Origin of the sequence: Membranihabitans marinus, from assembly GCF_019802045.1 — a bacterium.
Classification (GTDB): Bacteria; Bacteroidota; Bacteroidia; order Chitinophagales; family Saprospiraceae; genus Membranihabitans; species Membranihabitans marinus_A.
Genome location: NZ_JAHVHU010000014.1, coordinates 87,234 through 101,723, shown reverse-complemented (window position 1 = coordinate 101,723; position 14,490 = coordinate 87,234). Strand labels below are relative to the sequence as shown.

8 protein-coding genes are annotated in these 14,490 nt (G+C 44.3%); 1 reads left to right on the top strand and 7 read right to left on the bottom strand.

Annotated elements, in window-relative coordinates:
- Positions 1-411: 411 nt before the first annotated feature.
- Positions 412-2,268, bottom strand: coding sequence for a DUF5060 domain-containing protein (locus KUV50_RS14855; protein ID WP_222580965.1), 1,857 nt, complete (start codon positions 2,266-2,268; stop codon positions 412-414).
- A 184-nt stretch (positions 2,269-2,452) separates the two neighbouring features.
- Between KUV50_RS14855 and KUV50_RS14850 the strand changes: the two genes are divergently transcribed.
- Positions 2,453-2,644, top strand: coding sequence for a hypothetical protein (locus KUV50_RS14850; RefSeq protein ID WP_222580964.1), 192 nt, complete (start codon positions 2,453-2,455; stop codon positions 2,642-2,644).
- A gap of 307 nt (positions 2,645-2,951) precedes the next feature.
- Here KUV50_RS14850 and KUV50_RS14845 read toward each other — a convergent pair whose 3' ends face one another.
- The 6 genes from KUV50_RS14845 to KUV50_RS14820 form a co-directional block, all read right to left on the bottom strand.
- Positions 2,952-4,397 carry a glycoside hydrolase family 10 protein gene (locus KUV50_RS14845; RefSeq protein WP_222580963.1) on the bottom strand — a complete coding sequence of 482 codons (1,446 nt, stop codon included), beginning with the start codon at positions 4,395-4,397 and terminating at the stop codon, positions 2,952-2,954.
- Between the two features lie 61 nt (positions 4,398-4,458).
- A complete protein-coding gene (locus tag KUV50_RS14840) occupies positions 4,459-5,877 on the bottom strand; it encodes a DUF4623 domain-containing protein (RefSeq protein WP_222580962.1) in 1,419 nt (472 codons plus the stop codon).
- Between the two features lie 39 nt (positions 5,878-5,916).
- A complete protein-coding gene (locus KUV50_RS14835) occupies positions 5,917-7,725 on the bottom strand; it encodes a RagB/SusD family nutrient uptake outer membrane protein (protein WP_222580961.1) in 1,809 nt (602 codons plus the stop codon).
- 11 nt (positions 7,726-7,736) lie between these two features.
- Positions 7,737-11,441: a TonB-dependent receptor gene (locus KUV50_RS14830; protein WP_222580960.1), complete on the bottom strand. Its 3,705-nt coding sequence runs from the start codon at positions 11,439-11,441 to the stop codon at positions 7,737-7,739.
- Positions 11,442-11,718: 277 nt separating this feature from the next.
- Positions 11,719-12,891, bottom strand: a complete 1,173-nt coding sequence (locus KUV50_RS14825) for a FecR family protein (RefSeq protein ID WP_222580959.1) — start codon at positions 12,889-12,891, stop codon at positions 11,719-11,721.
- A 141-nt stretch (positions 12,892-13,032) separates the two neighbouring features.
- The gene (locus tag KUV50_RS14820) at positions 13,033-14,490 is read right to left on the bottom strand and encodes a RagB/SusD family nutrient uptake outer membrane protein (protein WP_222580958.1); all 1,458 of its coding nucleotides are present in this window, start codon (positions 14,488-14,490) and stop codon (positions 13,033-13,035) included.

The following is a 14,490-nucleotide window of genomic DNA, read 5'->3' as shown; positions in this document are numbered from 1 at the left end:
CAAGGTACAAATTATACCTATAACCATGGGAATTAAGCAGAGGAAGCTGTGATGAAATTATTGAACCATCAGCTTGATACCCGGTGTCTTAACATTTTTGCACCACGATATTGGATTTAAGATAGACCCTGTTTTTTTACCATGGCATTCGGACTAATCCGCAAAATTTATGACTTTTGATTTACCTACCTGACGAAATTGATGCACTGCATATTATGCGTCATAACAGATTGGCATGGTGAATAAAGCGGGCTAAGCGGGTCAGGGAATCTCAGTACTACCCTTTATAAAGTTTCTGATTGGAGGCGATTGAAAAAACATGCTAGAAGCTTCCATCTACAGTGGTGCTGAAAGACATTACACATACCTGGAATTAATTTTAAGAATGAGTAGTATAGAACATGGTTCCATTTATCGCCTTCGAACCACAACCACCCAATCTTTCTCTTCATCAAAAGGAGGCATTCCTAATTCAACAAATCCATCCCCTTCGACACCCCTTATGCTACCTTTCACCATAGTGCCCCCATCACGAGGGTTAAACCATTGCACACTATACTTCTTACCGGATCGAGGGACATTAAGCAATGTGGTTCTCAGCCCTGGAGGAATAAAGACCACATAGATCTGCCCTTCACGGGCCAGACACCATGATCGAGAATCTTTAGTGAGCTCATTGGCAGATTCCATCTCCCAAAACGGTATTTCATTCTCAAAAAACTCCAACGCCCTCCGGTTCTGATCCCAAAACAAATCCCGGCTCCGAAAGTCCTGGCAGGTTAGATCAGAATGTGGACTCGCATAACCAAAGTACCACTCTACACCATAAGCACCACCCATCAAAGCACCCCACAGACCATGCACACGGGCAGAATCATGTCCAGGGTTCTCCTCATCCGTCAATAAAGCATACTTGGCATTCCCCGGTTCATCCACAGCGATCGCCCAGGGCTTCCCAGCTGAATCGGATCGACTTCGCCATTTCAATACCCGGTCGTGCACATCCCGAAAATAACGGTCGGTCAACTGTAGGGAAGCACCGGTCAACGCAGACTGTTTTCCAACGAGCTCCTTATACCGATCATCCTGATTGGGATAGGTATGGATCACTCTGTGGTGCTGGTATGGATCTATCTGTTGAATGTATTTCGCTGTTTTTCGTACTTCTTCAATGGTCTGGGTATTTTCTTCTCCAAGATTCCAGTTCATTGCCAAATGATGACCAAACCGGGCGATCAGTTCCCGGTAATACAGTTTTGCCTCCACACCCAATACTCCACCATCCATCAAATGATCGGTTTCTGTTTCCTGGGTTTTGAAGTGAAGAAACATACCTTGCGTCTCTGCATAGTCAAAAACGCGTTCCCACTGATCCAGCTTTGAAACATCAAAGCGCGTCTTATAGAACATGGAATTCCAGGCATTCTTATTTTTCTTAACGTCGGCATACTCTTTGTATTCCCGTTCCGAAACCATCAGTAAGTGGGGAAATACATTGCGATCATCACCATCTACATTAAACGTCAAAAATGAGAAGGCATTTAATCCTTGCGATGCCAGATAGTGAATAGCACCCAGAAGATTCATTCCTCGCTTGCCTTGCCACACATAACTTTGTGCATCGTCTTTGTAATCTTTACTATGGGGATTCCAATCCTTGCGCAAGTCAAACACATTGGGTGTGGCGTCAAAATCGGAATAAGCTAATAGATTTTCAGGCGCATCTACACCCAATTTTATAAAATAATCTCCGCTCTCTTCAAACTGGAGATAGGGCTTGTTTACATAATTCAAACGGCCCTTAGCCCGGTTGTCCCTCCCCGTTTTATCCGTTTCTGTTACATGAAAGGCCCCGGATGCACCATCCACATCCCCTACCCCTTCTCCATTCGCTTTGGTTTTTACTGCAATATTTTCACCTCGCTTAAAAGACACTTTGTATTTCCATTCACCCACCCGATCCGGTGTGAAGCGTACCATCCATTTGTTACCAGTGCTTTCTCCGGATTCCGCTGCATTCCCATCGGCAGCATAGAAACCTGGAACTGTATATGAATGTTCACCCTGCGAGAAAATGACATCTAACCTATAATTCAAAAATGGATTATCATCCTGCAATTCACTGGTTTGTGGACCATCGAAAAGAAGTGAAACCTTGTGCCATATTTTGAGTTCACCCTGAATATTCACCGTCGTCGGTGATGAACTTTGACCCTTACCATAAGCGTGTAAACAAGAAAAAACAAATAATAGAATAAAATTTCGCATATCACTAGGGCTTTTTATTGAAGTAATAAATTTACAAAATTTTATCTTGCAATAAATGCCTGATTTACTGAAATGGTATGACATGCGCAAATCCAAGTGCTCGTTTTACCCGCAAAATTCAAGGTTTTTGATTTACCTACCTGGCGTTGATTATTGTTTTAATGGCAGTTAGACAGGTGCAGATATGAGTGAATATAGTCTCGGCTCGTCCGAGACCAGAGGTAGTCAATCTACCTCTGATGAAGGAACCGAAACATCCCTGTTTCGGGCGGGTAAGCATTCATTGCAATTAAAAATCTATAATCTTATAGCTGCCGGAATAGTATTCTATTTCAAGGAGTTAGTAACAGGAGCGAATGTAGTCTCATCTCGGTAAAGCCGAGCTAAGACAGAAAGTTCAGTATGACTGAGCAAAATCTCGCCAAGGGCGAGATCGAATGTGGTCAATCCACATTCCCCGCCTTGGCTGTAGGAGGGCTCTGCCCCGAGGATACTGTATAAATCAAAAGTCAAACCTCCCCCATAAGTGGGCTATGTAATATGCCCAAGTTTGGAAATTAAGCAATTGATTCATTGCATATTATACGCAGACAAGTATAGCCTATTCAGATTAAAACACTGGTGGTTATGAAAAGAATGACAAACCTTTTCCCTCAAACTTTCGTGGTATTACCGCGGAACCTTTAATTTTCTACGACTTCGGATGGTTCGCTTTCTTTGTTTTCAGCATCTATGACAGATACACTATAGTACCCTGAAGAAGTGATGTCCAATTCATCCTTTTCTGTGACAGCAATGACCTGACCTTGCTTCTCCAAGTCAGAAAAATAATATACGACCGAGCGAACGGGTCCAGAGGTATTCCATTTTAAGGTATTTCCCTCCACACGCACATTGGTTGCAGGCTTCGGTTCAGCTAAAACACTTCGGCCCATGAATGGAATCACCGAAGGCCGCTCAAATATCCCAGCGAGTCGATCTGTAATTCCGATATTATTCCGAGGAATGTATTGGGCGCTATACAATACATTTCCGACCGATTTTCTATTCCGCCGAGTCAATTCAAATTGATCGGCGAGCTCCTTCGTGGACTGGAAAGCTGCCGGTGCACTGGGGGCACCAAATTTATAATAGCCATGCCCGACCATCAAGGTCGTTTCATAGCTGTATTGGGTCCACCAACTAAGATTTGCTTGAAAATCATTGTAGGGGTTCCCTATTTCCTGATAAAGTTGTGGTATGACCAGATCGAGCCACCCTTCTTTACACCATTTGCGAACATCAGCAAAGAGCGTATTGTAATTATAGTTGTGGCTGGGCGCAGGAGCTACCGAAAACACAACTTCTGGCTTGGTTTCCACTATAATATCGTAGACGCCTTTAATGGCCTTGTCTACATTGGCTCTGCGAAAATCTTCAATGGAGGAATACTCCGACCCGTATTTTTCATAATCGGCCTGATCCGACTTCATTTGTCCGGCAGCCGAGGGGGAAGGGTAAAAATAATCATCAAAATGAATCCCATCGACATCAAATTTTGTGATCATATCCTTCACAATATCGACCAGGCGCTGCCGCACTTCAGGCAACGCGGGATTGTATATTTGTATTTTCTCATGACTCACTACCCACTCTGGTTTTACAGAAGGATGCAAAGCGGGATAACTGTTGCCTGCTCCGGCCCGGGTTGCAATCCGGTAGGGATTCATCCAGGCATGAAATTCAATATTTCGTTCATGTGCTTCATCAATCAGAAAGGTCAATAGATCATAACCAGGATCCATCCCTCTCGTACCGGTTATATTTGCACTCCATGGTTCGTAAGGGGAATCATAAAACGCATCGCCCATCCCCTTAACCTGAAAGAAAATGGCATTAATATTGAGCTGCTCGAACTGATCGAGATAATCGGTATAGAGCTTCTTCTGCGTTTCTACATCGTAATTTCCCTGCGGCCAATCCAATCCCCAAACGGTGGCCATCCAGACACCACGCATCTCTTTTTTAGGATAAAGTAGAGTAGGTTCCTCTACGGGTGGCTCAGGCACAGGCATTTCATCTTTTGAACAGGAATTAAGGCAATAGATCATCAGAATCAAAATGCCCAGCCGAACCAGTTGATTTATCATAGAAATAAAATTTCTCGTATTAAGTTCCTCTTTTCGTAGAGGTCAAGTTGAATACTCAGATTTAGTCACTTTTCTTTTTAGGAAAATCTATGACGACAAAACCTGCATTCGCTGAAGCACCATACAGTGTCAATTTTTCGTCATTTCCTTCAGCGTCCTTGGTGATGTGCCATCCCGACTGTGTCCCGGGTGCCGGGTTAGCAGGACCCAATAGGGAGTATTGATAAATGGGAGACTTGTCCGCTCTTTCGTCAAAAATCTGGAGTGCTTCCACTGCATCTTTGCCTTTTGTAATATCATACACATACAATACGACCGGATCCGATCCACTTCGCGCTGCTGTGGTCATAATTAGATATCGTTCCCCATTAAAGTTTACGATTCTGGCATCACACCCACGGATCGGGACGGCATCATTACTTAATGAATATGACACATCCGCGGATTCATTAGCGACCCTTATCGGTGCATCATAGCCCGTAAACAAATAGTTGTCTCCATTCCCTATTTGATTAAAGGACATGACAAAAGAAGATCCAAATGCATTGGGCAAAACGACAGGGTCTGAGATGGTGGTATAGTTGGTTACCGTCAGCCGCAATATCGTTGTCACGGCATTGTCGCCAAAGTAGAAGTATCCGTTTCCATCTTCATCAAGATTCGCAGACATATTATCACCATGACGGCTACCCAGCTCCGGAATTTCTCCGGTATTGATGTCCGCAATCACTTCGGGTTCTGCAGACGGATCTGTCCAGTGGTAAATTTTAAACGGGGACGCGTGTCCACCTGACAAGTTCGCGATATAGGTATGTCCATTCACTTGGGCACCCACATTTATCGGAAAGGTTCCTCCACTTACACCGGTGAGGTTCAGGGGTATTGGCTCCACTTTATTTTGCCGCAGATCTTCTACGCTAAGCAGATGCGATCCCAGCTCGTGTCGGGTCACGATAAGTACGTGTTCACCATCAAACCCAGTTCCTCTGGTCAGCAAAGAAACGAAAGAGGGATAGATCGGATTTCCCTGGTCATTGTTGGTATTATCATAAATGACAGGACTCGTAAAATCAGCTCCGAACACAGGAATAAGCAAGCGAATTGTCACCAGGTACTCCCGGAATCGTTTATTATTAACTACTTTTACGATGATTGTTTTCGATGCAGCACCTTCTTCAAAATCTACCTCATACGATTCCTTGTCAAGCATCGCACCATCGGACATTTCTGCTTCGAATTTCAAATTCGAGAAATCAGTGAGGGTATCCAACCGCGGGAATGAAACTGTTTTCTGCACCTCATCGATTTCACCTGGAATGACTTGGTTTCCATCTGCCCCGGCATTCACAATTGAAATGGACTTCAGTAAAACACCATCCGGCGATTCGATATTTTGAGGAAAATCTTTTTCACAAGAAATCGAAGATACCAGTATGGCAAATGCAGCAAGTACCCAGTATTTTGATATAATCTTTATCATTTTTATATGTTTTATTCTTTATACGATCTGATTCATGAATCAATTTTGCGGCCAGCCCTGGGTTTGTTCTAACTTATACCCTTTGCTCTCATAATCATCCATTTGGGTTTTACCCACCGGACTCAGATAGGGGTTCACATTTGGTATATCCAAAAATGGCAGTCGATCTCCGGTCTCCGTACTTTGATAAAATCCTTTCATTTGGTCCCCATTGGATCCATCGTAAATAACCACTTCATGATCCTTTGTAATGACAGCTATTTCACCTTCGTTTCCGGGTACCAATTCACTCGGTAACTCGGAGGGGAAATTTACCCAGCCACCCGAAAGCAAGTCTTCGTTCTTATCAGTATCCATGTATTCTAATTTGCTCCAGCGCTCCAGATCCGCAAAGCGGCCGTATTCAAAAGCAAATTCCATTCTACGCTCTCTTCGAATTTCCCACAATAATGCAGGAACGTCGGGATCACGATTGGGATCATCAGGTAGAAGAGCCAGATTCATAGGGGCCGTTTTTTGCACACCGAGCTCTATGGCTTCGGGCGCCAATGGACGGCTTCTGATGCTATTAATCGATTGATCAATATCTCCCTGCGTAACGCTCCCCGCACCCAGGGTCTCCAGCTCTGCTTTGGCCTCGATCCAGTTCAACAGCGCTTCAGAATACCTGAAAACAGGATAATCGATTTCATTTTTGTTACTGGTAAACTCAGGCGGTGGTGCGTTACCGGCTTCGACACTTTTAGCTACACTTCTGGGCAAAAATTTATTGATATACCAGTAAGATGCCCGGTTCTGGATGGAAGGATGATCATAAAAGGTCGCTTCCAATCGGGGATCTCTCGTCTGCAACATAGAATCCAGTGTAAAGTCTTCGGCATTTGACAATGTGGAGTTTTGCCACGCCTGTCCATCCACGCAGATGAAGGATTTGATCAGATCGGTAGTAGGTCCGAAGGCCACAGATTCCGACAGGTTATTGTAGCTGGCGATGGCATGCAATACGTTTACGGCAGGATCATAATGACGGTAAAATACCACCTCATCATTCCCTGCCAGGTTATCTGAAGTAAACAAAGCTCTGAATTCTGAACTGATGTTGTACTTACCACTATTGATAAGGAAGGCCGCAGCCTCCTCGGCGAGTTCGAAAAATTTCTTTGCTCGTTCATTATTTCCATAGTAGTACTTTTGCCAGGATCCTTCCTGAAGGGCAGCTCTGGATGCAAATCCAGCTACCACATACCGGTTGACGTATTGATCACCATCTGACCGACGTACATTTTCAAGTGCAAATTTTAAATCATCATATACCGCATCCATCACTTCATCCCGCGGTGTACGTGGTTTGTACAAGTCATCCAAATCTATATCGCTCACCACGTGATCGTAATAAGGAACATCTCCGTAAGCACGCACGAGGCTGGCATATTCAAGTCCTCGAAAAAACCGGCCGATCCCCATCCAGTGATTGTATGCTTCCTGAGATAATACATCCTGCATTTTATTTTCGACCCGGTCAATCATGATGTTTATAGAGCGAACCAGCGACATGCTCCAGATCCCACTATTCGGTACTTGTCGTCCAAAGTTACCCTGATTGCCCAGCTGAAATACGTCGTCACTGAACCGGTATCCCATCAACGCTGCTCCGGAGGTACTCCACCCAGCGCCGTATCCCGGAAAAAAAGAAGTGTAATATTTATTGGCATACAGTCTCACATTCTCTTCCGTATTCCAGGCGGTCTCATCATTGAGATTCGTGAGTGGCGGTCGGTCCAAAAAATCTTCGCACCCAATCATGATAATGGCTGCACATACTATTACTAATGAATATATAGTTTTCATGAATCTAATTTTTAAAGTGAAATATTGACCCCTACAGATGCAATCTTAAAGGTCGGATTACCCGTTCCGGTACGTCCCAGGTTGTAGTTATTGCTCAGGATGGAATGGCCTGAAATCTCTTCCGGATCAATCGGCAATCCGCGCAGTTTATCGAAGGTGATCATATTTTCGAGCGAAATATACACCCGGGCCTGTTCCATTTTCAACCCACTGAGAACCCGTGCAGGGATATTGTATCCCAAGGTGATGTTTTTGATTCGGAAATAGGCCATATTCAACAGGTATCGGGTCTGCGGCCGCATCACAAATCCGGAGTTGGATCCGCCTAAGTTCCAGGCTCTTGGATAGAAAGCATCCGTGTTTTCAGGTGTCCAATAATCCTCAGCTATCGCCTGAGGCATAGCTCCATCCTTCACGTGAAAACCTGGAATGGCCAACTGACCAGAACCCCACATTTTACGTTTGCCTACACCTTGTCCCATCACAGAAAAATCAAAGGATTTGTAATCCAGGGCAATCCGCATTCCATATTCATACTGTGGTAAAACGTTTCCGATAATCACCCGGTCTCCTGGATCTCCATTGGTCCCTTTTCCACTCGTAATGTAACCGTCACCATCCACATCCACAAATTTGACGTCACCCGGGCTGATCAGAAGGATCTGATTTCCATCTTCGAAATTGGTTTGATAGATGGGATTTTCACCAGCCAATTTGTTAGTCGTTTTAGCGGTTCCTTCCCACACGATCGTTTCCTGAACAAACTTTCCGTCTTCATCGTACACAAAATCATCCTGCTGATACAGTCGATCGGTCACGTATCCATATATATCACCGTATCGTTTACCTGTGGTAAAGGTATTGTCAATTCGACGATCTTCGTAAGGGATTTTATAGTCTGCCGCTTTCGTGATATCAGTTACAGCGTTGGACAAGTTTGCCATCATATTGATGCCTAAACCATTGTCAAACCGATGATTGAAATCGAGAGCCAGTTCCCAACCGTGGGTTTTTAAATTGCCATAATTTCCTTGTGGTGCTGATGTACCATATGTGGCTGGCAAAGCATCACCTGCGATAATCATATTATTGGTTTTTCGCTCGAACCAATCAAATTCCACGCCCAGTTTATTATACAAAAAGCGTAAATCGACACCCAGGTTGAGCGTAGCAATGTCCTGCCAGGTAATTCCCTCAGATATAGCATTCGGTGTACCCAATTGGAAAAACTGATCACCGGAGCTGTTCAACCAGGAATTTTTACCAACTCCCATGGTAGAAAGATAGAGGCTGTTGGATACGGATTGATCACCGATCGAACCCCACGATCCACGGAATTTGGCATAGGTCACAGCATCCTGGATGCCTTGCATAAAGTCTTCATTGCTTAACACCCATCCCGCTGAGAATGAAGGGAACCAGCGCCATCTTAGATCAGTTGGGAACTTGGAGGTCCCATCGTAGCGCAGATTGGCCTCCAGCAAATACTTGCTGGCAAAAGCATAATTTATCCGACCAAAGTAGCCCAGTTGAGAATCCCAATTGGTACCTCCTCCTGTCGTTTCAGTGCCTACGGCCAGATCATATTGAGGGTTATCATTGTTGATTAGGTTGGTTTTTCGTCCCCAATGGCTGTACCACTCATTACTCACCATGTTGGTCCCCAGTGTAAATTTGAACTTATTGATCTCGCTCAAATCCAGATTATAGGTCGTATAAGCATTTACCGTATGACGTTGTAATTGCTGTGTATACTGGTAAATGTTACTCCGGTCTTTATTAATATAATTCACCAAGGGCAGTCTATAGGCAGGATCTCCACCGGTTTCGGTGGGATTTCCATCTTCATCGACATAGATCCGATCCCCATTCTCATCATTCCAAGCTATCGGCGTGTACCAGGGCTCCCGTGCTGTCCGTGTAGGTACGGAGGAATTGGTGGAGTTCTGTCTGGTATCAAAGGTATAATCTGCTACAATATTCCAGTTGTCCGAAAGATCAATGGTCGTACCAAAATTCAGATTCAGGTATTTTCGGGCCTGGTTGGCCGTATTGGCATTTTTAGTATCCCAGTATGGATCTCTGATCTCTTCACCATGTTCTTTAACACCGGTCGGAAACAATCGGCTCCATCGATATAAATACAACCATGGATCAGCTACAAATCCGGTAATAGAATTCGCATATCGCTTGTTTCGATCCGAATACAAAGCACCTCCCCGCACCGTCAAAAAGTCATTCACTTCTGTAGATACATTTAGTTTACCGGTAAATCTTGTAAAATCATCGTGCTTTGCCGGCTTCATCATTCCTTGTTGACCGAGGTAACTAAAACTTCCATTATAGGTTGTTTTATTTGACCGTCCATTGAGCGACAAATTATGATTCTGTGTGAAGGCATTTTTTCGGATCATTGCATCGACCGGGTCATATATCCGAACCCCGAATTTGTCCGCCCCATCATAGTACCAATCCCGCCCATAGACCATGGGATCGAAGGGATCCACGGAACTGCCGTATTTTTCATCCCAGGCACGGATGCGCTCCATACTTTCGTCATTTACACGCCAAAATCCCCCGGCCGGACCGCTGGCTTTCATGTTTTTATGCGCATCCAGCGTATATTGTAATCCATCAATCCCTGCAATTTCAATTTTCTTAAAAGGATTTTGCCAGGAGAAATTATTGGAGTAGTTCAGTTTTATTCCCTCTGTGTCAGATCCTTTTTTCGTCGTTATCAGAATGACACCAAAAGCCGCTTTGGATCCGTATATCGAACTGGAAGCAGCATCTTTTAATACCGTAATACTTTCAACATCATTGGGATTAATCATTTGGATACTCGGTATTTCGACATTATCGACCAGGATCAACGGCTGACTCGATCCCTGGATGGAACCGATAAAGCCCCGGATTCGCATCAAAGGATCAGACCCTACTTCTCCGCTGGGTACCCGCACAGAAAGTCCGGGAACCAGCCCCTGAAGTCCGCGACCCAGATCAGCGCTTGGCCGGCTCTCCAGAGCTTCCACGTTTACATTGGTCACAGATCCTGTTACATCACTCTTTTTCTGCTTACCATAACCGACGACGATCAGCTCTTCAAGCTCTGCCATTTCCATGGTCATACTTACATTAATGGTAGTCCGACCATTCACTGGTTCGATCAGACGACGATATCCTATATATGAGAATATCAACGTATCCTGCAAACCTGCTTCTATAGCAAAAGCTCCATCAAAATCCGTGGTGGTTCCTCGCGTCGTTCCTTTGACCTGGATGTTGACACCGATCAGCGGTTCACCAGACTGATCCGACACTGTTCCGGTAACTTCTGCCAAGAAAGCTTTCGGGCTCTCTATCCGGGGTAATGACGCCGGCGCTGTCCCAATGTCAGAACTGGAACGCTTTGTTTCCGGGCTGAATTTTTTGATCACGATCGTCTGGTCAATAATAGAATAGGTCAAGGGTTGTTCCTCAAAAATTGCATCCAGCGCTTCTTCGAGCGGTAAATTTTCAATGGTCACGGTTACCGGCCGTGCCTCTTTCATAATCTGGGTATTAAACAGAAAATTAAACCCGGTTTGTTTTCGGATTTTCAGGAAAACTTTACCCAATTCAGTATTCTGTTCGTGCAGTGTGACAAACTGTGCTTCTGCGTTGATTGCACTTAAGTGCACACACATGGCCAACATAATTACAGTCACAAGTTTCATGATTCTCAGGAATTTTGAATTCCAAATTCTCGAAGAAATACGGCCTCCTTCATTTTTGAAAGTTCCATACCTACTGCGTAAAATATTTTTCATATTTTTACAATATTTAGATGTTTAATGAACGATACACGATCGTTTGTTGCATTAGTTACCGCGCCAGGCTCCATAGAAAGAATTTCCACGCCCTATCAATGGACCTGCTGCGGTTTTTTTTCACTATACGCTCACATTATAGAGCATGCTTTTCTGAGTTAATTAATCTTTTATTTTTTAAAGGCTACATTTCCGTTTTTACGATCACTTGTTTCCCCTCTACGCCAAATTTCACTGAAGAAGCCTCCTCCAGCATCTGGAGCACATTGGAAATCGTTACATCCCTTGAAATAAAACCTGTAAATGCGATTTCATTCTGTTCACCGAGGTAAGTTACTTCGACATCATACCACCTGGCTAGCTGACGCATGACATCTTTCAGATTGGTATCCCAAAACTGAAACAGACCATTTTTCCACGCAATCACTTGTTCCACATCGGCTGGTACAACTTGCAGGGGGGAACTTGCCGGATTCACCACCTGCTCGCCAGGCTTGATTCGCACATGTTCATCTGCCACTTCCACCAACACTGCTCCTTCTACTAACGTAGTTTGTATGGATTCCTCGTCGGAATAGGCTTTAATATTAAATTGGGTTCCCAGCACTTTCACTATTTGATCCGCTGATCGCACTAAAAAAGGTTTTGATGCATCGCTTGCCACGTCGAAATACACTTCACCTGTAATCTCAACTTCCCGGACATCTTCAGCAAATTGTGTAGGAAACCGAATGGATGACATGGCGTTAAGCCATACCTCGGTTTCATCCGGCAACATCACTTTATATTTTCCACCCCTGGGTGTGGAGATGGCATTGTACACAAGTGGTTTATCCTCCTGAGCCGAGGGTTGTGAAAGCTGGGTATCCGGTCGGTAGACAATCAGACCTTTCTCTGATTTTTTGACGGATGCATTCCCCTCATACGCTAAAAGTCCTTGTTTTGCTTCATCCAGCATTATTTCTGTACCATCTCCCAAAGTCAGAATTGCTTTTTCTTTTCCTGGTTCCACATCATTACGAATCTCCAGATCCGACATGACCTCTGATTCGGAGATGGTCTGTCCTGATGAATACCAAAAATAGCCTCCCAACGCCGTAAGTAATACTATTACTGCTGCAGCAACACGGTTCATCTCAACCCAGGATGATCTGTGGGCATCTCCACCGATTCGCTGGTTAATGCTGCGAAGCAGTTCTGCCTCAACTTCCTGACTGTCCCCCATTTCTTCAACAGACCACACCTTTTCATTACCCTGAAAAGATTCATACCATTCATTGAACAGTGCTATTTCTGTATCCGTCGCAACCCCGGCAGTTATTTTTTCAGCTAACTCTCTAAACGACTTTTTATTCATTTCTTTTCTACCTTTGAAAAAACCCCTCCTATGGGCTTTCATAGTATAAGGCACGTCAAAACCGGTTATCCCCTAAGCGTAAGTGTTAAATTTATGGACTCAGCCCGATTTCTTGGCATTCTTTGCTTTAGATCTCCTTCACTAATATCCCGGATTTTGCTGTTTTTCAATGTCGGGGTTTGCATTAATTTCGGACTGGGAAATGGGTAAAATGGTTTTATAAAAGCTCCGGTCTATCGTTTTATCACGATTTGTGACCGCAATTCCGCCGAGATCATCATTGTAGGTGATCGATTTGTTCAGCCGCATCATATCAAAAAAACGATGCCCTTCGGTAAAAAGTTCTTTGCTTCTTTCATCCAGTATCATATCCACACTTATAGTACTTTCAGTGGCCGGGTCCAGACTCGGAGAACGCTTCCTGATCTCATTCAGATAGTCGGCGGCCAACCCCTTATCCACTGGTAGTGCGGCTTCAGCTGCGATCAGATAAATCTCTGAAAGACGGATCACCTTGATATTAACAGCCGTTCCTGTACTTTTTCCATCGCCCACCAAATCAGTACTTCCACTGTATTTGTAACTTGCGCCCAAATGATCTTCCGATACTTCGTCATAACTCATGACACCCCATCGGACATCTTCCGGGTCCTCACCCAAACGGTCAAGGAAATAATCACTGGCCATAAACCATCCGGCAGCACTCCCCGATCCATGTCCCTTACGCCTTAGGTAAAAGCCAAGACTGGAGGTGCCCAAATCTCCTTCAGTAGGCAAAATCGCAAGTTCAAATATGGACTCAGATCCAAACTGCATCGTCCAGGAGTCGACCCATTCATTGTTCGAATAAAGTGAATATTCTCCCGAATTAATGATTTCTTCCGCCGCAGCTAGTGCCTCTGTATGGTTGCCCATATACAAATTCACTCTTGCTTGCATAGCCAGATTGGCATAATAATTCAAATAGCCATTCGATTTTGATTTTGACATTAATGGAGCAGCTGTTTGCAGGTCTGCAAGAATCTGGTTGTAATTTTCTTCCACGGTAGCTCTCAGGGGCTGAGCAGAGGCATCCAATGGCTTGACGACATTGGGAACCCCCAATGCAGATTTATCTTCTGAATAAGGCTCCCCGTACAAACGGACCAAATCAAAGTACATCAAAGCCCGCGCGGTCAAGGCCTGTCCTTTTGATTCATCAAAATCACCGGTACTGCCTTCCGACTGAAGCTTCTCTATGCTTTCTAGAATACTGTTGGCCTGTAGAATACAATGGTATATTTGATTCCAATATCCGGAATAGGAACCTGTCGTGGCAGAGTGATTAAAAGTATACAAGCCATCAAGTCCTCGTCCCTGAGAAAATATCGTTAAGTCCCCGCCTTTGGCATTGGCATACATGATAAAATTTCTCCCGTAATACGCAGAGCTTCGCATTTTACTCATCAGTCCGTTGATAATCACCTCCGCATCAGCTGGTGTCTGAATCGAGGTTTCTGAATCGCCCGAATTAGTAGGCTTCACATCGAGGAAGTCCTCATCGCACGCCACCAATCCGGTTAAAAGAAAAACTGCTAAAAGTATTTTTATTGATTTCAT